The sequence below is a fragment of the Streptomyces sp. ISL-1 genome (assembly GCF_018614585.1).
GTDB classification, from domain to species: Bacteria; Actinomycetota; Actinomycetes; order Streptomycetales; family Streptomycetaceae; genus Streptomyces; species Streptomyces maoxianensis.
In genome coordinates, this window is record NZ_JAGGOI010000014.1 from 87,270 (window position 1) to 112,257 (window position 24,988).

The 24,988-nt window shown below is 69.1% G+C and carries 25 protein-coding genes; 12 read left to right on the top strand and 13 right to left on the bottom strand.

Translation table 11 applies throughout. The annotated features are described in order from the left end of the window. Positions 1–29 precede the first annotated feature (29 nt). Positions 30–1,055: an ATP-dependent 6-phosphofructokinase gene (locus J7E87_RS11630; RefSeq protein ID WP_215092777.1), complete on the bottom strand. Its 1,026-nt coding sequence runs from the start codon at positions 1,053–1,055 to the stop codon at positions 30–32. A 308-nt stretch (positions 1,056–1,363) separates the two neighbouring features. Here J7E87_RS11630 and pta point away from each other — a divergent pair, with 308 nt between their 5' ends. The 5 genes from pta to J7E87_RS11655 all read left to right on the top strand — a co-directional run bounded on the left by pta (position 1,364) and on the right by J7E87_RS11655 (position 7,141). Beyond that, on the top strand, positions 1,364–3,484 hold the full coding sequence (pta, locus tag J7E87_RS11635; protein ID WP_215092779.1) for a phosphate acetyltransferase: 2,121 nt from the start codon (positions 1,364–1,366) through the stop codon (positions 3,482–3,484). Continuing rightward, on the top strand, positions 3,481–4,734 hold the full coding sequence (locus tag J7E87_RS11640) for an acetate kinase (RefSeq protein WP_215092782.1): 1,254 nt from the start codon (positions 3,481–3,483) through the stop codon (positions 4,732–4,734). Before pta ends, J7E87_RS11640 begins: the two co-directional genes overlap by 4 nt. 100 nt (positions 4,735–4,834) lie before the next feature. After that, positions 4,835–6,265, top strand: a complete 1,431-nt coding sequence (pyk, locus tag J7E87_RS11645; RefSeq protein ID WP_215092784.1) for a pyruvate kinase — start codon at positions 4,835–4,837, stop codon at positions 6,263–6,265. A 134-nt stretch (positions 6,266–6,399) separates the two neighbouring features. Then, on the top strand, positions 6,400–6,669 hold the full coding sequence (locus tag J7E87_RS11650) for a type II toxin-antitoxin system Phd/YefM family antitoxin (RefSeq protein ID WP_215092786.1): 270 nt from the start codon (positions 6,400–6,402) through the stop codon (positions 6,667–6,669). Further along, positions 6,659–7,141 carry a type II toxin-antitoxin system VapC family toxin gene (locus J7E87_RS11655; protein WP_215092788.1) on the top strand — a complete coding sequence of 161 codons (483 nt, stop codon included), beginning with the start codon at positions 6,659–6,661 and terminating at the stop codon, positions 7,139–7,141. The genes J7E87_RS11650 and J7E87_RS11655 overlap by 11 nt, the downstream gene beginning before the upstream one ends. A 210-nt stretch (positions 7,142–7,351) precedes the next feature. Here J7E87_RS11655 and J7E87_RS11660 read toward each other — a convergent pair whose 3' ends face one another. The 4 genes from J7E87_RS11660 to J7E87_RS11675 all read right to left on the bottom strand — a co-directional run bounded on the left by J7E87_RS11660 (position 7,352) and on the right by J7E87_RS11675 (position 11,544). Then, positions 7,352–8,638 (bottom strand): hypothetical protein, encoded by a 1,287-nt coding sequence (locus tag J7E87_RS11660; protein WP_215092790.1) that lies wholly within the window; start codon positions 8,636–8,638, stop codon positions 7,352–7,354. Beyond that, positions 8,628–9,182 (bottom strand): DUF6114 domain-containing protein, encoded by a 555-nt coding sequence (locus J7E87_RS11665; RefSeq protein ID WP_215092792.1) that lies wholly within the window; start codon positions 9,180–9,182, stop codon positions 8,628–8,630. The genes J7E87_RS11660 and J7E87_RS11665 overlap by 11 nt, the downstream gene beginning before the upstream one ends. 116 nt (positions 9,183–9,298) lie before the next feature. Then, positions 9,299–9,931, bottom strand: a complete 633-nt coding sequence (locus J7E87_RS11670) for a DUF6230 family protein (RefSeq protein ID WP_215092793.1) — start codon at positions 9,929–9,931, stop codon at positions 9,299–9,301. A gap of 653 nt (positions 9,932–10,584) precedes the next feature. After that, complete coding sequence (locus J7E87_RS11675; RefSeq protein ID WP_215092795.1) at positions 10,585–11,544, bottom strand: tetratricopeptide repeat protein; 960 nt, start codon at positions 11,542–11,544, stop codon at positions 10,585–10,587. A gap of 218 nt (positions 11,545–11,762) precedes the next feature. Between J7E87_RS11675 and J7E87_RS11680 the strand changes: the two genes are divergently transcribed. Further along, a complete protein-coding gene (locus J7E87_RS11680; RefSeq protein ID WP_215092942.1) occupies positions 11,763–12,410 on the top strand; it encodes a TetR/AcrR family transcriptional regulator in 648 nt (215 codons plus the stop codon). Between the two features lie 85 nt (positions 12,411–12,495). Here J7E87_RS11680 and J7E87_RS11685 read toward each other — a convergent pair whose 3' ends face one another. From J7E87_RS11685 to J7E87_RS11700, 4 genes are all read right to left on the bottom strand, one after another. Then, a complete protein-coding gene (locus J7E87_RS11685) occupies positions 12,496–14,196 on the bottom strand; it encodes a methylmalonyl-CoA mutase (protein WP_215092797.1) in 1,701 nt (566 codons plus the stop codon). An 87-nt stretch (positions 14,197–14,283) separates the two neighbouring features. Next, positions 14,284–14,610, bottom strand: a complete 327-nt coding sequence (locus tag J7E87_RS11690; protein ID WP_215092799.1) for a DUF3817 domain-containing protein — start codon at positions 14,608–14,610, stop codon at positions 14,284–14,286. A gap of 163 nt (positions 14,611–14,773) precedes the next feature. Continuing rightward, on the bottom strand, positions 14,774–15,286 hold the full coding sequence (locus tag J7E87_RS11695; protein WP_215092801.1) for a MarR family winged helix-turn-helix transcriptional regulator: 513 nt from the start codon (positions 15,284–15,286) through the stop codon (positions 14,774–14,776). Between the two features lie 10 nt (positions 15,287–15,296). Beyond that, positions 15,297–16,736, bottom strand: a complete 1,440-nt coding sequence (locus J7E87_RS11700; protein ID WP_308312906.1) for an MFS transporter — start codon at positions 16,734–16,736, stop codon at positions 15,297–15,299. Between the two features lie 325 nt (positions 16,737–17,061). Here J7E87_RS11700 and J7E87_RS11705 point away from each other — a divergent pair, with 325 nt between their 5' ends. Further along, positions 17,062–18,054: a DUF5937 family protein gene (locus J7E87_RS11705; RefSeq protein ID WP_215092805.1), complete on the top strand. Its 993-nt coding sequence runs from the start codon at positions 17,062–17,064 to the stop codon at positions 18,052–18,054. Between the two features lie 41 nt (positions 18,055–18,095). On the opposite strand, the gene J7E87_RS11710 is transcribed toward J7E87_RS11705, so the two are convergent. After that, the gene (locus J7E87_RS11710) at positions 18,096–18,389 is read right to left on the bottom strand and encodes an MTH1187 family thiamine-binding protein (protein ID WP_215092807.1); all 294 of its coding nucleotides are present in this window, start codon (positions 18,387–18,389) and stop codon (positions 18,096–18,098) included. Continuing rightward, on the bottom strand, positions 18,386–18,730 hold the full coding sequence (locus J7E87_RS11715) for a DUF3817 domain-containing protein (RefSeq protein ID WP_215092809.1): 345 nt from the start codon (positions 18,728–18,730) through the stop codon (positions 18,386–18,388). Before J7E87_RS11715 ends, J7E87_RS11710 begins: the two co-directional genes overlap by 4 nt. A gap of 195 nt (positions 18,731–18,925) precedes the next feature. Between J7E87_RS11715 and J7E87_RS11720 the strand changes: the two genes are divergently transcribed. From J7E87_RS11720 to J7E87_RS11735, 4 genes are all read left to right on the top strand, one after another. Then, on the top strand, positions 18,926–19,564 hold the full coding sequence (locus J7E87_RS11720) for an AIM24 family protein (RefSeq protein ID WP_215092811.1): 639 nt from the start codon (positions 18,926–18,928) through the stop codon (positions 19,562–19,564). Further along, positions 19,564–20,214: an AIM24 family protein gene (locus J7E87_RS11725; protein WP_215092813.1), complete on the top strand. Its 651-nt coding sequence runs from the start codon at positions 19,564–19,566 to the stop codon at positions 20,212–20,214. Before J7E87_RS11720 ends, J7E87_RS11725 begins: the two co-directional genes overlap by 1 nt. 56 nt (positions 20,215–20,270) lie before the next feature. Continuing rightward, the gene (locus J7E87_RS11730; protein ID WP_215092944.1) at positions 20,271–21,026 is read left to right on the top strand and encodes an AIM24 family protein; all 756 of its coding nucleotides are present in this window, start codon (positions 20,271–20,273) and stop codon (positions 21,024–21,026) included. A gap of 149 nt (positions 21,027–21,175) precedes the next feature. Beyond that, positions 21,176–21,652, top strand: a complete 477-nt coding sequence (locus J7E87_RS11735) for a MarR family winged helix-turn-helix transcriptional regulator (protein WP_215092815.1) — start codon at positions 21,176–21,178, stop codon at positions 21,650–21,652. Positions 21,653–22,105: 453 nt separating this feature from the next. Here the strand turns inward: J7E87_RS11735 and meaB are convergent, their stop codons facing one another. Further along, positions 22,106–23,062 (bottom strand): methylmalonyl Co-A mutase-associated GTPase MeaB, encoded by a 957-nt coding sequence (gene meaB / locus J7E87_RS11740; RefSeq protein ID WP_215092817.1) that lies wholly within the window; start codon positions 23,060–23,062, stop codon positions 22,106–22,108. Positions 23,063–23,072: 10 nt separating this feature from the next. After that, entirely contained in the window at positions 23,073–24,281 is a 1,209-nt protein-coding gene (locus J7E87_RS11745; protein WP_215092819.1) for an acetyl-CoA C-acetyltransferase, read from the bottom strand. Between the two features lie 146 nt (positions 24,282–24,427). Here J7E87_RS11745 and mce point away from each other — a divergent pair, with 146 nt between their 5' ends. Beyond that, positions 24,428–24,856, top strand: a complete 429-nt coding sequence (gene mce, locus J7E87_RS11750) for a methylmalonyl-CoA epimerase (protein WP_215092821.1) — start codon at positions 24,428–24,430, stop codon at positions 24,854–24,856. Positions 24,857–24,988: the final 132 nt, after the last annotated feature.

Genomic DNA, 24,988 nt, shown 5'->3' on the forward strand with positions numbered 1-24,988 from the left:
GGAGCAGCAGGGTCGCAGGAGCGGCAGGGTCAGAAGACCGACTCCGCCTCGTACATCCGCCTCTCGGGCACGGTCTTCAGCTGGGCGACCGCCTCCGCCAGCGGCACCATGATCACGTCCGTGCCGCGCAGCGCGGTCATCATGCCGAACTCGCCGCGGTGCGCCGCCTCAACCGCGTGCCAGCCGAAGCGCGTCGCCAGCACCCGGTCGTACGCGGTCGGCGTGCCACCGCGCTGCACATGGCCGAGAATCACCGGCCGCGCCTCCTTGCCGAGCCGCAGCTCCAGCTCCGAGGCGAGACGATTGCCGATGCCCTCGAAGCGCTCGTGCCCGAACTGGTCGATCGCGCCCTTCGCGTAATCCATCGAGCCCTCGGCCGGATGCGCACCCTCGGCCACGCACACCACCGCGAACTTCTTGCCGCGCGAGAATCGCTCCTCGACCATCTTGACCAGGTCCTCGACCTGGAAACGCCGCTCGGGCAGACAGATGCCGTGCGCGCCGCCCGCCATGCCGGACTCCAGCGCGATCCAGCCCGCGTGCCGGCCCATGACCTCGACGACCATCACGCGCTGGTGCGACTCGGCGGTGGTCTTGAGGCGGTCGATGGCCTCGGTGGCGACCATGACCGCGGTGTCGAAGCCGAAGGTGCGGTCGGTGCCGGAGATGTCGTTGTCGATGGTCTTCGGTACGCCGACGACGGGCATCCCCGCGTCGGAGAGCATCCGGGACGCGGTGAGCGTGCCCTCGCCGCCGATCGGGATGAGCGCGTCGATGCCGTACTGCTTCGCCAACTCCGCGGAACTCTCGGCGGCTTCGCGCAGCCGGTCGCGCTCGAGGCGCGCGGAGCCCAGGATCGTACCGCCGCGGGGGAGAATGCCGCTGACGGCGTTGAGGTCGAGCGGCCGGTAGTGGCCGTCGAGCAGCCCCTTGAACCCGTCCTCGAAACCTATGACTTCGTCGCCGTGACCTGTCAGAGCCCGGTGCACGACCGACCGGATCACTGCGTTCAGGCCCGGGCAGTCGCCGCCTGCCGTGAGAACTCCGATGCGCATCGTGCTGTGTCTCCTGCTCGTCATTGGTACATGTGAGCCCAGGTTCGATTGTTCCACGGACCCCGGGGACCTCGCGCTTTCAGCTACTCCGCCGTTCCGTCCCGGGCCCTTGCTCGCGGGCCTTCGGACCTCGCCCGTGCGGGCCTGATCCGGGCCGGTCCCGGGCCTGAATCCCGGTCCTGATCGGGTCCCGGCCCGGCGGGCGCCGTATCCACCCGCGGAGGTACTGTCAAGAGGGTGATGCCGCTACCCACGCGGCTTTTTTGTATGCACAAGCGCACAAGCATGGACACGACGGGAGAGCACGCGTGACGCGCAGCGTATACGTGACCGGGATCGACCGCGGAGACGGCCGACAGGTCGTTGAGCTGGGAGTCATGGAGCTCCTGACCCGCCAGGTGGACCGGGTGGGCGTCTTCCGCCCGCTGGTCCACGATGGTCCGGACCGGCTGTTCGAATTGCTGCGTGCCCGCTACCGGCTGTCGCAGGACCCCACGTCCGTCTACGGCCTCGACTACCACGAGGCCGCCGCGCTGCAGGCCGAGAAGGGCACCGACGAGCTGGTCTCCCGGCTCGTCGACCGCTTCCACCAGGTGGCGCGGGACTACGAGGTCGTAGTCGTACTCGGCACCGACTACGCCGCCACTCAGCTCCCCGACGAGCTCGCCCTCAATGCCCGGCTGGCCAACGAATTCGGCGCCTCGGTGATCCCGGTGGTCGGCGGCAAGAACCAGACCGCCGAGTCCGTGCGGGCCGAGACCCGTAACGCCTATCGCGCGTACGAGGCCCTGGGCTGCGACGTCCTCGCCATGGTCGTCAACCGGGTCGTCCCGGAGGACCGCGAGGACATAGCCGAGCGGCTGGCTGCCCGCCTCCCGGTGCCCTGCTACGCGCTGCCCGACGAGCCGGCGCTCGCCGCCCCCACGGTCGCCCAGATCACCCACGCGCTGGGCGGCACGGTGCTCCTCGGCGACGACGCGGGCCTGGCCCGTGACGCGCTGGACTTCGTCTTCGGCGGTGCGATGCTGCCGAACGTCCTGAACGCTCTGACCCCCGGCTGCATGGTGGTCACCCCCGGCGACCGCGCCGATCTGGTGGTGGGTGCGCTGGCCGCGCACTCCGCCGGCACCCCGCCCATCGCCGGCGTACTCCTGACGCTGAACGAGCGGCCGAGCGAGCAGGTCCTGACACTGGCTTCCCGGCTCGCGCCCGGCACCCCGGTGGTCCTGGTCTCCGGCAACAGCTTCCCCACCGCGGCCGAACTCTTCGCGCTGGAAGGCAAGTTGAACGCCTCGACGCCGCGCAAGGCGGAGACCGCGCTGGGCCTGTTCGAGCGGCACGTCGACACCGGCGATCTGCTGACCCGTATCTCGGTGGCCCGCAGCAGCCGGGTCACCCCGATGATGTTCGAGCACGAGCTGCTGGAGCAGGCCCGCGCCGACCGCCGTCGCGTCGTGCTGCCCGAGGGCACCGAGGAGCGGGTGCTGCGCGCCGCCGACGTGCTGCTGCGCCGCGACGTCTGCGAGCTGACCCTGCTCGGCGACACGGAGGTCATCCGCAAGAAGGCCGCCGACCTGGGCATCGACCTGACCGCCGGCGCCACCCAGCTGATCGACCCGCAGACCTCCGAGCTGCGCCAGGTCTTCGCCGAGCGGTACGCAGAGCTGCGCGCCCACAAGGGCGTGACGGTGGAGCTGGCGTACGACGTGGTGGCGGATGTGAACTACTTCGGCACCCTGATGGTCGAGGAGGGCCTGGCCGACGGCATGGTCTCGGGCTCGGTGCACTCGACGGCCGCGACGATCCGCCCCGCCTTCGAGATCATCAAGACGAAGCCCAGGGGCACCTCCCAGGGCGAAGCCTCTGGGGGAGCCTCGATCGTCTCCTCGGTCTTCTTCATGTGCCTGGCCGACAAGGTGCTGGTGTACGGCGACTGCGCGGTCAACCCGGACCCGGACGCCGAGCAGCTCGCGGACATCGCGGTCCAGTCGGCGGTGACGGCGGCCCGCTTCGGCGTCGAGCCGCGGATCGCGATGCTCTCGTACTCCACGGGCACCTCCGGCTCCGGCGCGGACGTGGACAAGGTGCGGGAGGCGACCAAGCTGGTGCGGGCGGCGCGCCCGGACCTGCGGATCGAGGGGCCGATCCAGTACGACGCGGCGGTCGAGCCGTCCGTCGCGGCGACGAAGCTGCCGGACTCCGAGGTGGCGGGCGAGGCGACGGTACTGATCTTCCCGGACCTCAACACCGGCAACAACACCTACAAGGCCGTGCAGCGCTCGGCCGGCGCCGTGGCCGTCGGGCCGGTGATGCAGGGTCTGCGCAAGCCGGTGAACGATCTGTCGCGCGGCGCGCTCGTCAGCGACATCGTGAACACGGTCGCCATCACCGCGATCCAGTCGCAGCCCGTGCGGACCGAATCCGTATGACCACGCCTACAGAAAGCACCACCGCCGTGACCGCGAACGCCACCCGGGTCCTCGTCCTCAACTCCGGCTCCTCGTCGGTGAAGTACCAGCTGCTCGACATGCGTGACAACTCGCGGCTGGCGGCCGGGCTGGTGGAGCGGATCGGCGAGGGGACCTCGCGCGTGGTGCACTCCCCGCTCACCGCCGGCGGCGCCGGGAAGCGCGAGCGCACCGGCGCGATCGCCGACCACAGCGCGGCCCTGAAGGCGGTCGCCGAGGAGCTGGCGCTCGACGGGCTCGGCCTGGACTCCCCACAGCTGGCGGCGATCGGCCACCGGGTGGTGCACGGCGGTCTGAGGTTCACCGAGCCGACCGTGATCACCGACGAGGTGCTCGCGGAGGTGGAGCGGCTGATCCCGGTGGCCCCGCTGCACAACCCGGCGAACGTCACCGGCATCCGCACCGCCCGGGCGCTGCGCCCCGATCTCCCCCAGGTCGCGGTCTTCGACACGGCCTTTCACGCGACGATGCCGGAGTCCGCGGCCCGCTACGCGATCGACGTCGCGACGGCGGACGCGCACCGGATCCGCCGGTACGGCTTCCACGGCACGTCGCACGCGTACGTCTCCCGCCGGACCGCGGCCCTGCTGGGCAAGGATCCGTCCGAGGTGAACGTCATCGTTCTGCACTTGGGCAACGGCGCTTCCGCATCCGCGGTCGCGGGCGGCCGGTGTGTGGAGACTTCGATGGGACTGACGCCATTGGAGGGCCTGGTGATGGGCACCCGCTCCGGTGACATCGACCCGGCGGTCACGTTCCACCTCAAGCGGGTCGCGGGAATGTCGGCGGACGAGATCGACGAACTGCTCAACAAGAAAAGCGGTCTGATGGGGCTGTGCGGCGACAACGACATGCGGGAGATCCGCCGGAGGATCGACGAGGGGGACGAGCGCGCGCGGCTCGCCTTCGACATCTACATCCACCGGCTGAAGAAGTACATCGGCGCGTATTACGCGGTACTCGGCCGGGTGGACGCGATCGTGTTCACGGCGGGGGTCGGTGAGAACGCGGCACCGGTGCGCGAGGCAGCCGTCGCGGGCCTGGAGGAGCTGGGGCTCGCGGTGGACGCGGACCTCAATGCCGTACGAAGCGGCGAACCGCGTCTGATCTCGCCCGACCACGCACGGGTCGCGGTGGCCGTGGTCCCGACGGACGAGGAATTGGAGATCGCGCAGCAGACCTTCGCTCTGGTCGCTCCGGAGGGCGTCTGAGAACGGCCCCGGCAGCCCTCTCCTGAGCGGCAGCCCGCCCATTTGTACTTTCCACCAGACGGAATATTCCGCAGCGAAACAAACCGATAGGATCCGCCTTATGCGCCGTTCCAAAATCGTTTGCACACTGGGCCCCGCCGTCGACTCCTACGAGCAGCTGAAGACGCTGATCGAGGCCGGCATGAACGTGGCCCGTTTCAACATGAGCCATGGCACTCACGCTGAGCACGAGGAGCGGTACCACCGCGTGCGCAAGGCGTCCCACGACACCGGCCGCGCGGTCGGCGTACTCGCCGACCTCCAGGGCCCCAAGATCCGTCTGGAAACCTTCGCCGAGGGGCCGGTCGAACTGGTCCGCGGCGACGAATTCATCATCACCACCGAAGACATCGTCGGCGACAAGACGATCTGCGGCACGACCTACAAGGGCCTGCCCGGCGATGTGTCCAAGGGCGACCAGATCCTGATCAACGACGGCAACGTCGAACTGCGGGTCATCGCGGTCGAGGGCCCGCGGGTCAGGACGATCGTCGTCGAGGGCGGTGTGATCTCCGACCACAAGGGCATCAACCTGCCCGGCGCGGCGGTCAACGTCCCGGCCCTGTCCGAGAAGGACGTCGATGACCTGCGTTTCGCCCTGCGGATGGGCTGCGACCTGGTCGCGCTCTCCTTCGTACGGGACGCGAGCGACATCAAGGACGTCCACAAGGTGATGGACGAGGAGGGCCGCCGGGTCCCGGTCATCGCCAAGGTGGAGAAGCCGCAGGCGGTCGACAATATGCTGGACATCGTGATGGCGTTCGACGGCGTGATGGTCGCGCGTGGCGACCTGGCCGTCGAGTACCCGCTCGAGAAGGTCCCGATGGTGCAAAAGCGCCTCATCGAGCTGTGCCGCCGCAACGCCAAGCCGGTGATCGTGGCGACCCAGATGATGGAGTCGATGATCACCAACTCACGTCCGACCCGCGCGGAGGCGTCCGACGTCGCGAACGCGATCCTGGACGGCGCGGACGCGGTCATGCTCTCCGCCGAGTCCTCGGTCGGCGCGTACCCGATCGAGACGGTCAAGACGATGTCGAAGATCGTCGTCGCGGCGGAGGAGGAGCTGCTCTCCAAGGGCCTCCAGCCCCTGGTCCCGGGCAAGAAGCCGCGCACCCAGGGCGGCTCGGTGGCCCGCGCGGCCTGCGAGATCGCCGACTTCCTGGACGGCAAGGCCCTGGTCGCCTTCACCAAGTCCGGCGACACGGCCCGCCGCCTGTCCCGCTACCGCGCGAAGCAGCAGATCCTGGCCTTCACGACGGACGAGTCGACCCGCAACCAGCTGACGCTGAGCTGGGGCGTGGAGTCCTATGTCGCCCCGCACGTCGACAACACGGACGCGATGGTCGACCTGGTGGACGCGGAGCTGCTGAAGCTCCAGCGGCACAACGAGGGCGACATCATGGTCATCACGGCGGGATCGCCTCCCGGTGTGGCGGGGACGACGAACATGGTGCGGGTGCACCACTTGGGCGGGGAGCAGCGGGCCTGAAGCGCTGACCCCTTGGTCGGAGAGGGCGGCACCCCGGTTCCTGGGAACCGGGGTGCCGCCCTCCTCTTTGGGTCGGCCAATCGGGATGTAGCACCCTGTGGCACGCGGCGCCACGAAAGGCGTACCGTGGAGCCATGAGCACGCAGCCCGAGATCACCCAACGCGATCTCCGCAACCGGTCCAAAGAGATCATGGACGCCGTGCAGGGCGGGCAGTCGTTCACCGTCACGCGCGACGGACACCGGATCGGTGAGCTGATCCCGCTGCGCCGACGCAGACGTTTCGTCCCGCGTGGGGAGTTCGCGGCACTGTCGCGCTCCGCTCCCGACATCTCGCTCGACGCCTTCCGCGCGGACCAGGACATGACGGCCGAGCAAGGAGCGGACGACCCGTATGCCCGCTGAACGATCCGCCGAAGCGCCCCTCACGCACATGCAGGGCCTACTCGACACGAACATCATGATCCTGCGGAAATGGGTGGACCCCGACGAACTGCCGGCCGAAGTGGCGATCAGCGCCATCACCCTGGCCGAGCTCTCCGCGGGGCCCCACGAGGTCCGCAGGAACGAGGAACAGAGCGACTACGACGAGTACGCCGAGCGAGCCAGAAGACTCGATGTACTCCAGCGCGCCGAGAGCGAGTTCGATCCCATTCCCTTCGGTGTGGAGGCGGCCCGCACCTACGGCAGGGTTTGCGCGGCCGTGATCGCATCGGGCCGAAAGCCAAGGCGTCGCGTCGCGGATCTGATGATTGCGGCCATCGCGACCGCCGAGGGCCTTCCGCTGTTCACCACCAACCCGGACGACTTCAAGGGACTGGACGACCTGCTCACGGTGGTGCCGGTCACGCGCCCAAAGGTGCTCCACGACCGGTGAGATGCGTCAAGCGACCCTGAGGTGCCGGGGGTACGGCGACGCCCTGCTATACGGCGTGGCCGCACAGGAGTTCACACATTGGTGCGGCCCGTCCGTGCCCGGGGAGTCGGACGACGGCCTCGATGCCTGAGGGCAGACACGAAGAAACGACTGTGGGCCGCACCCCAAGTCGAGGTGCGGCCCACAGCCTTGTGCGGCTCCCGGAAGGTCTTAGTTACTGCCACCGGTGAAGTGGTTGTGCAGGCCCGGAACCGTCAGCGTGCCGCCGAACTGGCCCGCCTGCGTCACCTTCACGTTGGTGAAGAAGGCGAAGGGAACATTCAGCGGCGGAGGGGTCTCCGGGCTGAAGGTGACCGGGATGAGGCCGAAGAGGTTGCCCTTCAGCTCCTCCGTGTACATCGTCACCGTGCCGTTGCGGATCGTCGAGGTGGAGCCCTTGGAGGCCTCGACATGCGCGGTCGTGCCGTTCGGGCCGACCACCAGCTGGTGGAGGTCCTTGATGTCCACGCTCGAAGCCGTGAACTTCAGGACCTTCTTGATCTTGCCGCTGCCCGTCTTCACCTCGACGATGCCCTTGTAGTCCAGGCCGTTCAGGGTGAGCAGCGAGCTCTCCAGGATCCACGGGTCGTCCGGGAGCAGGGGCAAGCCCGGCTCCAGGTCCGCCGCGGCGAGCGCCTTCGGGTCCGAGGTCGGGCACGGGAAGCGCGGCTTGGCGCCGTCCGGGATGTCCACGTCCTGCTTGGGGTCGAGGCTCTTGACCGCGTCGTCGAGCTCCTCGGTCGTCGCCCCGGCCTTGTCCGCCGCGTCCTTGATGGCGTCCTTGGTCTTGTCCACCGTCTCGTCCACCGCGTCGGTGGGCGCGGACGGCTTGGCGGACGGCTCCGTGGACGGCTTCGCGGACGGAGTCGTCGACGGCGTCGGCTCGGCGGTCGCCGTGGCGCTCGGCGTCGGGCTGCTGGTCGGCTCCTCGGAGCCGTCCAGGATGTCCTTGATCGCGTCGCCGACCCCCAGCGGGTCCAGCGGGTTCCTGGTCTGCGTCTCGCTCGGCGTCGGAGACGGGCTCGTCGAGGGCGCGTTCGCGTCCGCGGGCTTGCCCGCATCGGAGGCCGACGGGGTGGCGTCCGGCTTCGGCTCGTCCCCGTCGTTGCCGCCCGCCGAACCGCTCGGGGTCGGCTCGGGCTCCTGCGACGGAGTCTCGGAAGGCTTCTCCGACTCCGACGGCTTCGGCGACTCGGACTCCGCCGGCTCGTCCGATCGGGTCACGCACGGACCCGGGGCGAAGGGAATGTCCTTGTCGTCTGCGACTGCCAGCCTCGGGGTGAGTCCCATGCCCACGAATACGGCGGTGGGCATCGCGGCAAGGGCTATCGCCTTGCTCGCGGGTATCTGCAGCTTGGTCAGGAGCGATTTCCTTGGAGCCGCATGCCGCGGCCCGGTCTTCGCTCTGATGGAATCACCACCATCAGCCATGCTCAGCTGCGTTTCGTCACCCCGCACTGTTCCTCCCGCCGTTGGCGTGGGCAGTCGTTCCGGTCACGTTCGGGTCGTATCGCTCGTCAGCTCGCGACTCGGGAAAGTCCGAGTCACTCGCGTCGCCTTCCGGGCCAGGAGTCCCTTCCGGCTCGGACCTCTCGACGGACTCGGCCGCCGGCTCGGCGGGTGCCCAAGAGATCGACAGCGCACCACCGACCAGGGAGAGCAGGAATCCGATCAGAAACCCGCCGATGTTCGCGACCGGGAGCGAGATAAGCCCGAGAATGATGGTCGCGACACCCGCGAACACCCTGACGACGGAGTGGAACCACATCGTCAGGCCGAGCGTCATCAGCAGGACCCCGATGATCAGCGAGCCCGCTCCCGCCGTGGTGGCCATGGCGATCGTGAGGTTGCCGAGCCGGAGGTCGGCGTACGGCAGGTAGGCGATCGGAATGCCACCGAGCAGGGTGAACAGGCCTGCCCAGAACGGCCGGTTGCCACGCCACGCTCGGAAACGCAGCTGCCAATAGGTGAATCCGCGGGAACCAGTGGACTCGGCGCTCATGGAAAACAGCTCCCTGGAACGGTCTTACTCAAAGAAAGTGTGAGATGGGTGGATCGGGCGGGGGCCTCGCACCGAGACCCCGGCCCGTCCAAAGTGCTTACCGGGAGCGGATGCTCCTAGAAGCACTCCTTGACGCCCTTGTGAAGCTTCATCTGCAGACCGCTGAGCTTGAACGTGCCGGCCGTGGTCGCCCACGCCTTCTGCTCAACGTCGGTCAGCGTCGCCAGCCTCGCGCGCTGTGCGAAGCCGTACGGGTTGGCCCTGGTACCGGGCTGAATGCCCGGGTCCTTGAGCTGACCCGCCGCGACGCCGATGTCGATGTCCTTGAACTCCGCGTCGGCCTTGAGGTCCGAGACATCCAGGTAGATGTCCGTGGCCTCGACCGGGTGGTTCTTGTCCTGACCGGCCTTGAGCACAAGGCTCACGTTGCCGATGAACGGCACGTTGGGCGTGACGACCGACTGGCACATGTTGACGATGGTGGCGGTCTTGAAGCCGGACACCGCGACCGGAGCCGCGAAGTCCTTGCCGTCCAGCGTCTTACCGGTTGCCACGCTGCCGTACTGAACGAAGTTGGTACCGGTCAAGCTCGTGGCTTTGACCTTGAACTCCTGGCCGGAAATGCTGAAGGACGCTGCGAGCGCCCCCTGTGCCAGGCCGATGCCTATCGCAGCCGTTGCGGCCACACTCGGCACCATGACTAGGGCGAACCGCTTCCATCTGGTTCCGCCACGAGTCAAAGACTCCATGAATTTCCTCCTTCTCGGACGTACATCTCCGGTCCGGACCGTGGGCCCGTCCTGGGATGGGAGAAGTGCTACGTCCTCGGGAAGGAGAGCGCCCGTACTTTCAGGCGCGAGCTGCGTCCGAAACACTGGCGATCACCCCCGAGCGACAACCACTGGTCGCGCCTGACGCATCACGCACAACCTGCCGGACAGGCCCTGCCGTTCGGCAGGAACCCCCCTGTCCGCGACCGGCGCCACTGCCGCCGGTCCACCCGGTGGGGACCCAAGGTTCCGCGGCGCGACTGGGAGCCGAGCCGGTGCGGTATTGGACCGAGCGTGGCCGATCGTGGTCCATTCCAAGCCCCGGCACAAGGGGGTTCGTTACTCGCTAGTAACGGCCTGATAACCACGCCACGACGGCTTGATGTCACTCGGCCACACAGGGTGTTACCAAGCGGTGCGTCAGAGGGGTTGATTGCCGCCAAAAAGCGGACAGAACAAGCGGGTTGATTTACTGCGAGTAACAGAGCCTTCGTTTACCAAGTTTTAGTAAAGAGCGGCTGCGTATTGTCACTGTGTCGCCAAATCGGCAGCGGCGCCTCACCGGCGCCGCTGCCGCAAAACCGTCAGACCTGGCGGAACAGAGCGTTCGGTACAGGTCTTTCAAACATGGCTCAGAAGAGCACTCGTGACAGCGCCGAGCGCGCCGTCGTCACCCGCGGGTCCTCCGGGCCGACCACCTCGAAGAGTTCGAGCAGTCGCACCCGTGCCGCGTCGCGGTCCTCGCCCGTCGTGCGGCGCACCGCCTCGATCAGCCGGCCGAAGGCGTCCTCGACATGACCGCCGACCAGATCCAGGTCGGCCGCCGAGATCTGGGCCTGTACATCGGCCGGATTGTCGGCCGCTTCCTGGCGCACCTTCTGCGGGTCCAGGTCCTGTACGCGGGCGAGCAGTTCGGCCTGGGCGAGGCCCAGCTTCGCCTCGGTGTTGCCGGGGTCGTCGGACAGCACGTTCTTGTACGCCTGGACAGCACCGCCGAAGTCGCCCGCGTCCAGCGCCTGTACGGCCGCTTCCAGCAGGGCGTCGTACGGGCCCTCGGGCACGACGGCCGCGGCCGGCTCCTCGACGCCCGCCTCGTCGCCGACCGTGATGCCGGTGAGGCCGAAGCGCTCCTCGGCAACCTGGATCAGCTGGTCCAGCGTCTGGCGGATCTGGGCTTCGGGGGCCGCGCCCTGGAAGAGCGGCAGGGCCTGGCCGGCCACCACCGCGAACACGGCCGGGATGCCCTGGATCCCGAACTGCTGCATCAGCATCTGGTTGGCGTCGACGTCGATCTTGGCCAGCACGAACCGGCCGCCGTACTCCTGCGTCAGCCGCTCGAGCAGCGGGCTGAGCTGCTTGCAGGGCTCGCACCACTCGGCCCAGAAGTCGATGACGACCGGGACTTCGTTGGAGCGCTGGAGGACGTCGCGCTCGAAGCCCGCCTCATCGACATCGATCACCAGACTGGAAGGGGGTACGGCACCGGCGCCGCCCTGGGCGCGGGCGTGCTCCGCCTTCGCCTTGGCCTCACCGGCCGCCTTCACCGCGGCGAGGTCGACGACGCCGCTCATAGACATGTTCCTAGGCTGCATGAGTACATCCTCCCCCTTCCGCGCGTGCATGTGAAAAGGACGGCCAAGAGACCGCCGCACTGGCGAAAATATTCGGCGCCGGGTCCCCACCTGGCGCCAGTGGTCGTCGCTCGAGCCGGTCAGGCTTTCGCTACGAGTCGTAGCGTAACTGGATCCGCCGCGGCGTGTGTGAGATTCCTCCGGTGAACTGGCTCACAGCAGATCGCGTACCCGCCGGTATGGTCGCCGTCATGTGCAAGCACACCCGCCCCGAAACCGTGCGTACAGGTCGTACGGGACGCCCTCGCAGCGTCGAAGCCGATACCGCGATCCTCGAGGCGACTCGGGCGGCGCTCGTCGAGCTGGGCTGGTCGAAGCTGACGATGGGGGATGTGGCCACCCGCGCGGGGGTCGCCAAGACCACTCTCTACCGCCGCTGGACGAACAAGAACGAGCTCGTCGTCGACGCCGTCGCTGTTCTCTTCGACGAGCTCGAACTCCCCGACCGCGGAAGCCTGATCGCCGATGTGGAGGGCGTGGTGCTGCAGTTCGCGGCGCTGCTTGCCCGGCCCGAGGCCAAGACAGCCCTGATGGCCGTGGTCGCGGAGTCGACGCGGGACGACGCGCTGCGGATACGTATCCGCTCGGCGATCGTCGACCGGCAGAAGCGGCTGGTGCTCGAGGGCCGGGCACGCGCGCAGGCCCGCGGCGAGCTGCCGTACGAGGACGACCCGGAGGCGGCAGCCCGCAGCGCGGACCTGATCTTCGATGTGATCGCGGGAGCGGTCGTGCACCGGGCACTGGTCAGCGCCGAGCCGGTGGATCAGGCGTGGGCGCGCAGCTTCACGCTCCTGCTGGTGTCCGGGCTCGCGTCCCTCGGCTCCTGACGAGGAACCGCGAGCAGCCGCTCCACCTCGCTCCCGTAGAGCCGCGCCGCACGCCGGGGCGTCGGCCCGGCGCGCTCGCCCGCCGTCAGAAGCCCGGCGGCTCGGTGTACGTCCCCCACTCGTCCCGCAGGGCGTCGCAGATCTCGCCCAGGGTGGCCTCGGCGCGGACCGCCTCCAGCATCGGCTCGATCATGTTCGAGCCGTCCCGGGCCGCGGCCAGCATCTTCTCCAGCGAGGACCGGACACGCTCGTCGTCACGGTCGTTCTTGCGTTCCGCCAGGACCCGTACCTGCTCGCGCTCGACCTCGTGGCTGACCCGCAGGATCTCCAGATCGCCGGTGACCGAGCCGTGGTGGACGTTGACGCCGACGACCCGCTTGTCGCCCTTCTCCAGGGCCTGCTGGTACTGGAAGGCCGACTCGGCGATCTCGCCGGTGAACCAGCCGTCCTCGATGCCGCGCAGGATGCCGGAGGTGATGGGGCCGATCGGGTGCTGCCCGTCCGGGTGCGCCCGCCGGCCGCGCTCCTTGATCTGGTCGAAGATCTTCTCGGCGTCGGCCTCGATACGGTCGGTGAGCTGCTCGACGAACCAGGAGCCGCCCAGCGGATCGGCGACATTGGCGACGCCGGTCTCCTCCATCAGCACCTGCTGGGTACGCAGCGCGATCTCCGCGGCCTGCTCGCTGGGGAGCGCGAGGGTCTCGTCCAGGGCGTTGGTGTGCAGGGAGTTGGTGCCGCCGAGGATCGCGGACAGCGCCTCGACCGCGGTGCGTACGACGTTGTTGTACGGCTGCTGGGCGGTGAGCGAGACACCCGCGGTCTGCGTGTGGAAGCGCAGCCACTGAGCCTTGTCGGTCTTCGCGCCGTACACGTCCTTCATCCAGCGCGCCCAGATCCGGCGTGCCGCGCGGAACTTGGCGATCTCCTCGAAGAAGTCGAGGTGCGCGTCGAAGAAGAAGGACAGGCCGGGCGCGAAGGTGTCCACGTCCAGGCCGCGGCTCAGCCCCAGCTCGACGTAGCCGAAGCCGTCGGCGAGCGTGTACGCGAGCTCCTGCGCGGCCGTCGCGCCCGCCTCGCGGATGTGGTAGCCGGAGACCGAGAGCGGCTTGTACGCGGGGATGCCCGACGCACAGTGCTCCATCAGGTCGCCGATCAGACGCAGATGCGGCTCGGGCTGGAAGAGCCACTCCTTCTGCGCGATGTACTCCTTGAAAATGTCCGTCTGGAGTGTGCCGTTGAGTACGGCCGGGTCGATGCCCTGGCGCTCGGCGGCGACCAGGTACATGCAGAAGACCGGGACGGCGGGCCCGGAGATCGTCATGGACGTCGTCACATCGCCGAGCGGGATGTCCTTGAACAGGACCTCCACGTCGGCGGCGGAGTCGATGGCGACGCCGCAGTGGCCGACCTCGCCGAGCGAGCGCGGGTCGTCGGAGTCACGGCCCATAAGGGTCGGCATGTCGAATGCGACGGAGAGCCCGCCGCCGCCGTTGGCCAGGATCGTCTTGTAGCGCTCGTTGGTCTGCTCGGCGTTGCCGAAGCCCGCGAACTGGCGGATGGTCCAGGTACGGCCGCGGTAGCCGGTCGGGTACAGGCCGCGGGTGAAGGGGTACTCCCCCGGCCAGCCGATCCGCTCGAAACCCTCATAGGTGTCCCCGGGCCTCGGCCCGTACGCGGGCTCTACCGAGTCCCCGGAGAGCGTGGAGAAATCCGCGTCCCGCTTGCGTGCCTTGTCGTAACGGGCCTGCCAGCGTCGGCGGCCTTCCTCGATCGCGTCAGCGTCCATACCTTCGAATTTACTTGGACGTCCTAGTAAATGTCGATGGCTGAAGCCCCGCACTTGCGCACAGGGCTCAACTTTGATCCGTATGGGTTACGCCTCGGCGGTCGCCACGTCGCCGTCCGTGACCAGCGGCCGGATCTCGCGGGTGATCTTCGGCTCGACGAAGAACGAGGCCACCGGGATACAGCCCGCGGCGAGCACCCAGAGCAGCTTGCCGAACGGCCACTTCGCCTTGGAGCCGAGATCGAAGGCGAAAATCACGTAGATGATGAACAACACACCGTGGACCTGCGAGATCAGCATGGTGTCGCCGACCTCGAAGACGTACTTCAGGATGATCGCCGCGGTGAAGACCAGCAGCCAGACGGCGGTGACATACGCCATCACCCGGTAACGGGACAGCACGCTCTGTTTCATGCGTACGAGCGTAACCGCACCGAAAATCGCCGCGGATGCGGGGAGCATGCGAGCACTCGGTAACGGGCGAGCACCTTCGACGGACCGTCCCCGCGCCGGCCGGCAACATCGCACGACCTGCGGTTACCCCGCTACCGGGCCCGGGGGCTCGCTACCGGCCACGTCAGCCGACGTCCTCGAAGTCCCGCGCGGCGACGCGCAGCGGGCGGAGCATCGCGAAGATCTCCGCGCACTCCTCGGCGTCATACGCACCGAGCCCGAAGTCCATCTCCATCAGGTCGCGGGTGGCCGCCTCCACGACCTGACGGCCCTTCTCGGTGATGGAGGCGAGTGTGCCGCGCCCGTCGTTCGGATTGGGCCGCTTGCCGACCAGACCGGACTTCACCAGGCGGTCCACGGTGTTCGTCACCGAGGTGGGGTGGACCATCAGCCGCTCGCCGATCTTGGACATCGGCAGCTCGCCCGCCTTGGAGAAGGTGAGCAGCACCAGTGCCTCGTAGCGCGCGAAGGTCAGTCCGTACGGCTTGACGACGGCGTCGACCTCGGCGAGCAGGATCTGGTGCGCGCGCATGATCGAAGTGATCGCGGACATCGAGGGCACGGGTCCCCATCGCTGCTGCCAGAGCTCGTCGGCTCGGGCGATGGGGTCGAAGGGGAGGCTGAGCGGCTTCGGCACGGCACCGACCCTACCGACTGCTCATATGGCGGTCAGCCCCGTCTCGCCCTTCGGTCCGCCCTTCTCCCGGGTGTCCGCCCGCTGCGCGACGTGTTCGCCTGGTCTCCGCGACGAGCAGCAGACAGCAGAGCGTCCCGACGGCGCCGGCACCCGCGACGACGGTGCTCACCGGGAGGAACTCCGCGGCGACTCCGGCCAGCGCCATGCCGACGCCCTGGATGGTCATCAGCCCGGCGGTCAGCAGGGTCATCGCCCGGCCGCGCAGTTCCTCGGGGATCTCCTCGATGAGCCACCGGTCCAGACCCAGGGTGTACGCGGACCCCGCGCCGGCCAGCGTGAGCGCGAGCAGCGCCCAGCCGAGGCCGGGGGTGAGAGCGTAGACGGTGAGCGGCAGGAGGGTGGTGGCGGCGAGCGGCAGGACGATACGGGAGCGGGTGGCGGGGCCGAGGGCGGATCCGGCGTACAGCTCTCCGGCGATCGTGCCGACGGGCAGCGCGCACATCAAAAGGCCGATGCCCGCGGAGCCGATGCCGATCTCGTCCGCGTAAGGGGCGGCGAGTGCCTCGGGCGCCACGCTGAACATGGGCGGCGCCCAGAACAGCAGCATCAGCACCCGGAGCCGGCGATTGGCGAGGATCTGCCGCGCGCCGGAGAGGGAGGAGCGCAGCAGCGCGCCGCTGTCGCGACCGCGGGCGGGACGTCGCTTCGTGCCGAGGCGGAGCAGTAGCGCCGAGCCGAGGAAGGTGCAGACGGTGATGGCGAGCGCGCCGCGCGGGGCGATGACGGCGAGCAGCAGCCCGCCGAGCCCGAACCCGGTCAGGACGGCGCTCTGCGAGACGACGCGCAGCAACGACCGGCCGAGGACGAACAGGTCTCCCTCCCCGAGGATGTCCGCGAGGGTCGCCATGCGGGTGCCGTTGAACACGGGGGCGATGGCGGCGATGCAGCAGCGCAGCACGAGCAGCGCGGCGACGGGCGTCACGGGCAGCACCATGACGACGGCGCACCCGGCGCAAAGGAGATCGCACACGACGAGCACCCGCCGGGCGGGGTACTTGTCGGCGACGCCCGCGAGCAGGGTCCCGCCGAAGAGGTAGGGCAGAAACCCGAGGGCGAAGGTGAGCGCGCTGAGCATGGGCGAACCGGTGAGCCGGTAGACGAGCACGGTGAGCGCGATCTCGCTGACGACGACGCCGAGCAACGACATGAGGTGCGCGCCGAAGACAGCCCGGAATTCGCGGACCGCGAAGACATCCCGGTACCGGCGTGAGTCGGCGCGACCGCCCTGCTCGGCACGGTGCCACTTCGTCGAGGGGCTGCCCGCCGGCAGGGCGGGCGCGGAGCCCTGGCAAACCGCGGGTGCCGACCCCGGACCGGCGGCGGGCGCGGAGCCCCTGACCGCGGGCTCGGAGTCCGGACCGACCGGAGGCGAGAAGCTCCCGCCGTCCACAGGTGCGGAACCTTGGCCAACCGCGGGCGCAGAACCCGGACCGGCGGCGGGCGCCAAGCACCTGACCGCAGGCGCGGAATCCGGACCGACCGCAGGCGCCGAGCCCCCGCCATCCGCGGGCGCGGGCGCTCCCGGCTCCGGCGGCGTCAGGCCGCCCGCCGGGCGGGCGGTGCCCGGGCCGGCAGCAGACAGTGGCAGGCCGCCCGGACCAGGTCGGGCGGAGCCCGTGGGCTTCTCTTCTGGCATGGCCGACAGCCTGCCGAGCCCGGCACGCCCGCCGTAGACTTTCGGCGCACGCCGAATCTTGTGGGGGGACGCCAGGGCCATGCCGTCATACATGCACTTCGGCGAGGCCGATCTGCTGCGAATCCGGTTCGCCGTGTCTCCGCTCTGGGAGACCCACGAAGCCGTACGAACCCTCAATCGCCCCGAACGGCACGGCTATCACCTCCCCTGGCTACGGCGGATCCGGCACGCGGCGCTCGGGCTCGACCTCACCTCCCTGTGGCTGCTCATGCCGCGCCGAGGGCACAGCCCCGACTTTCTCGGGCCGCCTCCGATCGGGCCGGCCGCCTCGTTCGACGAGGAGATCGCAGCCGTACGCGCCGTTGACCCCGAGGCGGCGCGGCGCGACATGGCGTGGGCGCTCGCCGACACCCCGGGGGCCCTCGACAGCCCGCAGGGACGCGCGCTACTCGCCGATCCGGTCCTGGCCGTGCGGGAGCTGGCCGATACGACGGAGCAGGCGTGGCACGCGCTCATCGAGCCCGAGTGGCCCCGGCTGCGCGCACTGCTCGAGGCCGATGTGGCGTTCCACTCGGGGAGGTTGGCGCGGGCCGGCCTGGAGGGGCTGTTCGCCGAGCTGCATCCACGGCTCAGCTGGGCCGACCGCACCCTGACCCTGTCCGGCCGCAGCGAGCATGTGCGCGAACTCGGCGGTCAGGGCCTGATGCTGATGCCCAGCGCCTTCTGCTGGCCGGATGTGGTGACCGGCTTCGAGCCGCCGTGGCAACCCGCCATCGTCTATCCGGCCCGCGGCATCGGCGCGCTGTGGACCGAGCCCGCCGGCCGCACTCCGAAGGCGCTCGCCCAACTGCTCGGCGCCAAGCGCGCCGCCGTGCTGGCCGCGCTCGACGAACCGGGCACGACCACCGCCCTCGCGCACCGGCTCGGGCTCGCGCCCTCCTCCGTATCGGCCCATCTGTCCGTACTGCGCGAGGCGGGTCTGCTGACCTCGCGCCGCCACGGACATCAGGTGCTGTACGAGCGGACACCCCTGGGGATCGCGCTGACGGTGTCGCACGGCGCCACTCCATGACCCTTGTGTCCGGCCGCAGAGGATGAGCGGGCGCTTCTGGTTCAGGCGGAGAGATGCCGTTCCACGGTCTCGACCTTCGAGGTGAGACCGTCGGTGACGCCCTGTCGGATGTCGGCCTTGAGGACGACGGAGACGCGCGGGGCGTGGGCCTCGACCGCGGCGACGGCGCGTTTGACGACATCCATCACCTCGTCCCACTCACCCTCGATCGAGGTGAACATCGCGTCCGTACGGTTGGGCAGACCGGACTCGCGGACGACGCGCACGGCGTCGGCGACGTACTCGCCGACGTCCTCGCCGACACCGAGCGGCGTGACGGAGAAGGCGACGATCATGCGCTGACCGTACCCTTGCGGCGGGCGCGGGCGGCGATGACCTCGTCATCGGCCGCACGCTTCAGCTTGCGCTCGGCGGCGAAGCCGCCGAAGGGGAGTACGGAGAGCACGAAGTAGAGGGCCGCGGTCTTCACGCTCCACTTGGTGCGGTTCCAGGCGTCCAGCCAGAAGAGCACGTACAGGATGAAGAGCAAGCCGTGGATCGCGCCCATGACCGGGACCGCGTTGAACTCCGTCGTGCGCTTGAGCACCGAGCAGACGAGCAGCAGGAGGAAGGAGACGGCCTCCGGCGCGGAGACCAGGCGGAGGCGGTGGAGGGAAGAGGCGGTCTTGATGTCCACGGGGGCACCTTCGGTGGTGAGGAGGCCTAATTTTGCAGGGGCTCTTGTGAACCCATGCACAAGCGCCCGGTCCATTGTGGCAGCCCACTTTGGTGGAGGGGGTCCGGGGTGGTTCCTATGAGACACAGCGTGTCAGGGTCCAGATCCTCCCTGAGGACCCTGTTCCGGGGCGGAACCACCCGCTAACGTCACTCTGTGGCAACGTTCCGACTCCAAGGCAGCAAGGTGCTCGCCGTCGACATGACCGGCGACGCCGTCAAAGCGAAGAACGGCTCAATGGTCGCCTACGACGGCCAGATGGCCTTCAAGAAGATGTCCGGTGGCGGTGAGGGCATCCGCGGGATGGTCACCCGCCGCATCACCGGCGAGCAGATGACCGTGATGGAAGTGAAGGGGCAGGGCACCTGCTACTTCGCCGATCGCGCGTCCGAGATCAATCTGGTGAACCTGCACGGCGACAAGCTCTATGTCGAGGCGAGCAATCTGCTCTGCACCGACGCCGGGCTGCGCACCGGGACGACCTTCACCGGGCTGCGCGGCGGGGCGAGCGGCAATGGCCTGTTCACCACCACCGTCGAGGGCACCGGCCAGGCGGCGATCATGTCGGACGGCGCTGCCGTGGTGCTGCGGGTGACACCCCAGTACCCGCTGTCCGTCGACCCCGGCGCGTACATTGCCCACCAGGGCGATCTGCGGCAGGAGTTCCAGTCCGGTGTGACCTTCCGCACCTTCATCGGCGAGGGCTCCGGCGAGGCCTTCCAGATCCGCTTCGAGGGCGACGGTCTGGTGTACGTCCAGCCCAGCGAGCGGAACACCATCGGGGGCGACGTCTGATGCCGTTCGTCGAGATCAATTCCAGGATGGTCGAGGCGACGGTCGTCCCCGGCCAGAAGATGTTCAGCCAGCGCGGCGCGATGCTCGCGTACAAGGGCGACGTCACCTTCACCCCGAACATTCAGGGCGGCCAGGGCGGCCTCGCGTCGATGATCGGCCGGCGGGTGGCGGGCGAGGCGACGCCGCTGATGACGGTGGAGGGCAGCGGCACCGTGATGTTCGGCCACGGCGGCCATCACATCCAGGTCATCAACCTCACCGGCGACACCCTGTACGTCGAGGCGGACCGGCTGCTCGCCTTCGACGGGACCTTGCAGCAGGGCACGATGTTCATGGGCTCGCAGGGCGGGGTCATGGGCATGGTGCGCGGCCAGGTGACAGGTCAGGGGCTCTTCACGACCACGCTCAAGGGCCATGGCGCGGTGGCGGTGATGGCGCACGGCGGTGTGATCGAGCTGCCGGTCACGCCGGGGCGCACGATCCATGTCGACCCGCAGGCGTACGTCGCGCACCACGGCGACGTACGCAACAAGCTCTCCACCGCGCTGGGGTGGCGCGACATGGTGGGGCGCGGCTCGGGCGAGGCGTTCCAGCTGGAGCTGAGCGGCAGTGGCGCGGTGTACGTACAGGCCTCGGAGGAGAAGCTGTGACCGGTCCTGAATGGGGTATCCCCGGGGCCGCAGGGCCCCAGGGGACGTTCGACCCGATGACGCTGCCGAGCGACGACAACGTCAATCCGTACACCTTCTGCGTGGAGCTCAAGGGCAGCCAGTGGTTCCTGCAGAAGGGGAAGATGATCGCCTACTACGGGCGCATCGACTTCAACGGCATCGGCCACGGCCGGCTCGACCGGCTGCTGCGCACGTCGTTCCACTCGCCGCTGCACGCGAGCGACTGGGTGGTGGCGGAGGGCAGCGGAAAGATGCTGCTCGCCGACCGCGCCTTCGATGTGAACTCCTACGACCTGGACGAGGGGAACCTGACGATCCGGTCCGGGAATCTGCTGGCGTACCAGCCGACCCTGGCGCTGAAGCAGTCGATCGTGCCGGGCTTCCTGACGCTGATCGGTACGGGGAAGTTCGTGGCCGCGTCCAATGGTCCGGTTGTCTTCATGGAGCCGCCGATCCGGGTGGACCCGCAGGCCCTGGTGGGCTGGGCGGACTGCCCTTCCCCCTGCCACCACTACGACCACAGCTATATGACGGGCGTGATGGGCGGCCTGCGGGCGATGACGGGGATCGGAGGGGCCTCGGGCGAGGAGCACCAGTTCGAGTTCGTCGGCTCCGGGACGGTGCTGCTGCAGTCGACCGAGGCGCTGATGGCGGAGACGGCGACGGGCGCGGTGCCGCAGCAGGCGGGCGTCCCTGGCGGTCACCCGGGGGCCGGAGTCCCAGGTCAACACGGGTCTGCTCCCCGTCTTCCCGGTCAGCTGGGGGACCTCCAGCGTCGCTTCGGCCTGTGAGCGGTAGTCTGCGGAGTGTGACGTCGAACGCCTGCACCCTTGTACGCGGAGTACGCGGACGCTTCTCCTGTGGCTTCTCGCGTGCTGGATGCCAGGCGTCACACCCCCCGACTTCGTCCGATTTTCAACTTCTTAGGTAGAATCCATATATGGAGACCGAGACGGCCACCCGCTGGCTGACCGATGACGAGCAGTGCGCCTGGCGCACCCACCTGGACGTCAGCAGACTGCTGATGCACCAGCTCGAGAAGGACCTCCAGCCGTTCGGCCTGACCAACAACGACTACGAGATCCTGGTCAACCTCTCTGAGTCGGCGGAGCGGAGGCTGCGGATGAGCGACCTCGCCGAAGCGACGCTGCAGTCGAAGAGCCGGCTCTCCCACCAGATCACCCGCATGGAGAACGCGGGACTGGTCCGCAGGGAGAACTGCGAGTCGGACCGGCGCGGGCTGTACGCGGTGCTGACCGAGCAGGGCATGGAGACGATGCAGAAGGTCGCGCCGCATCATGTCGCGTCCGTACGCAAGCACTTCATCGACCTGCTGACGCCGGAGGCGCTGGCGGATCTGCGGGAGTCGCTGTCACCGGTGGCCGAGCATCTGCGCGGGCGGCGCGGCAAGCTGTAGACGACGGCGGGGGCCGGCGGCTGCGCGCGCTCGCCGCCGCACCCGACCAATCCTTCATGGGGGCTCACGCGACCGCGGAGAGCCGGAGTTCGTACAGCTCGCCGCCGCCCTGGCCCACAGCGAGCGTGCCGCCGAGGCGCTGGGCCGCGTGGCGGACGATCGCCGGACCCAGCCCCGCCCTCGTTCCGGGTGCGGGCGTCGTCGATGCGTACGAAGCGCTCGAGGATTCGCTCCCGTTCCGCCGCCGGCACGCCCATGCCGGCGTTCGGTGACCGTCGGCACCACGCCGTCGCCGTCCCTGCGCACGGATGCGGGAACGGACAGCGGCGTGGCGCTCCGTGTTGTCCAGCAAGCAGGCCTGACCAAGGCCGAGGTTCGTCCCATCCTCGGCATCCGGCCGCGGCCGGATGCCGAGGATGGGACGAACCCGCCGCCTGTGGCCGGCGCCCTGCCTCAGCCCTCCGTCAGGCCCGCCACCAGCTCGTCCGCCGCCGTGTACGGATCCAGCTCCCCCGCCACGATCCGCTCCGCCAGCGACCCCAGCCGCCGGTCCCCGTGCAGGTCCCCGATCCGTTCCCGCAGCGTCGTCACCGCGATCGTCTCCACCTCGCCCGCCGCACGGCGGGCACGGCGTTCAAGGAGCACTCCGTGCTCCTCCATCCACGCGCGGTGCTTCTCCAGCGCCTCGACCACCTCGTCGATGCCCTCGCTCCGCGCCGCGACCGTCTTGACGATCGGCGGTCGCCAGTCGCCGGGGCCGCGCGACTCGCCCAGCCCCAGCATGTGGTTCAGCTCGCGGGCCGTCGCGTCCGCCCCGTCCCGGTCCGCCTTGTTGACGACGTACACATCGCCGATCTCGAGGATGCCCGCCTTCGCAGCCTGGATGCCGTCGCCCATCCCGGGGGCGAGAAGCACGACCGACGTGTCCGCCTGGGCCGCGATCTCGACCTCGGACTGGCCGACGCCCACCGTCTCCACCAGGATCACGTCGCAGCCGGCCGCGTCCAGGACGCGGATCGCCTGCGGCGCGGACCAGGCGAGGCCGCCCAGATGCCCGCGCGTGGCCATCGAGCGGATGTAGACGCCCGGGTCGGACGCGTGTTCCGACATCCGGACCCGGTCGCCGAGCAGCGCCCCGCCCGAGAAGGGCGAGGACGGGTCGACAGCCAGGACGCCGACCCGCTTCCCGGCCCGCCGGTACGCCGTCACCAGCGCCGACGTGGATGTCGACTTGCCGACACCCGGCGAGCCGGTCAGGCCGATCACATACGCCCCGCCGGTCAACGGAGCCAGCGTCGCCATCACCTCACGCAGCTGCGGGGACGCCCCCTCGACGAGTGAGATCAGCCGGGCCACGGCCCGCGGCCGGCCCTCCCTCGCCTGGGCAACCAGTTGGGGGACGTCCACCATGTGACTGCTCCTACTTGCCGTTGCCCGGGACGCGCACGATCAGCGCGTCACCCTGCCCGCCGCCGCCGCACAGCGCCGCCGCACCGACGCCACCGCCCCGACGCTTCAGCTCGAGAGCCAGGTGGAGCACCACCCGCGCGCCGGACATGCCGATCGGGTGTCCGAGTGCGATCGCGCCGCCGTTGACGTTCACCTTTTCCGGGGACACCCCGAGGTCCTTCATTGACTGCACGGCAACCGCCGCGAACGCCTCGTTGATCTCGATGAGGTCGAGGTCCTCGACGCCGATGCCCTCCTTGCCCAGCGCGTGCCGGATGGCGTTGGACGGCTGCGACTGGAGGGAGTTGTCGGGGCCGGCCACGTTCCCGTGGGCGCCGATCTCCGCGATCCACTCCAGGCCCAGCTCCTCGGCCTTGGCCTTGCTCATCACCACGACCGCCGCGGCGCCGTCGGAGATCTGCGAGGAGGTACCGGCGGTGATGGTGCCGTCCTTGGCGAAGGCGGGACGCAGCTTGCCCAGCGACTCGGCCGTCGTGTCGGCACGGATGCCCTCGTCCTTGCTGAAGACAACCGGCTCGCCCTTGCGCTGCGGGATCTCGACGGGCGTGATCTCCGCCTCGAAGATGCCATTCTTCTGCGCGGCCGCGGCCCGCTGGTGGGAGAGCGCCGCGATCTCGTCCTGTTCCGGGCGGGCGATGCCGAGCCGGGTGTTGTGCTTCTCCGTGGATTCGCCCATGGCGACGTTCTCGAAGGAGTCCGTGAGCCCGTCGTGCGCCATCGAGTCGAGCATCTCGATCGCGCCGTACTTGTAGCCCTCGCGCGACTTCGGCAGCAGATGCGGCGCGTTGGTCATGGACTCCTGGCCGCCGGCGACGATCACGTCGAACTCGCCGGAGCGGATCAGCTGGTCGGCGAGCGCGATGGCGTCCAGCCCGGAGAGACAGACCTTGTTGACGTTGAGCGCGGGCACGTTCATCGGGATGCCCGCCTTGGCCGCGGCCTGGCGCGCCGGGATCTGCCCCGCCCCGGCCTGCAGGACCTGGCCCATGATCACGTACTGCACCTGATCACCGCCGATGCCCGCCCGGTCCAGCGCCGCCTTGATGGCGAAGCCGCCGAGATCAGCGCCGGAGAAGGATTTGAGCGAGCCGAGCAGGCGTCCCATGGGCGTACGGGCGCCCGCGACGATCACTGAGGTGGTTCTGGTCGTTCCTGACATGAGGCACGATCCCCTTCCAGCACGAAGCTGAGGAGTGAACGAGGGTTTACCTCAAATGTACTGAGCGGTACGGGCTGAGGTCACCGGGCAGCCAGTGTGATCGCGCGCACGTTGCGTAACCACCGTCGGGGCGATGCACTGGGGGAATGCTGACGCGAATCGACCACATCGGGATCGCCTGCTTCGACCTCGACAAGACTGTCGAGTTCTACCGGGCCACATACGGCTTCGAGGTGTTCCACACCGAGATCAACGAGGAGCAGGGCGTACGCGAAGCCATGCTCAAGATCAATGAGACGTCCGACGGCGGCGCCTCCTACCTCCAGCTCCTGGAGCCGACCCGCGAGGACTCGGCGGTGGGCAAGTGGCTGGCCAAAAACGGTGAGGGGGTCCACCACATCGCCTTCGGCACCGCGGACGTGGACGGTGACGCACAGTCGATCCGGGACAAGGGCGTACGGGTCCTCTACGACGAGCCACGTATCGGTTCCATGGGCTCCCGTATCACTTTTCTCCACCCCAAGGACTGCCACGGCGTTCTCACCGAACTCGTCACCTCTGCAACGGAGCACTGACCTCCGGATTCCCGGCCCGGTAGAGTGGGCCGTTCCGGGCCGGGGCCGGGTCGGGGCCGCGCCGCGTCCCCTCCGTTGGATCTGTCACCATTCCCCGGGGGGCCGTTCGCCGGCGAACGGTGCTCGTACGGA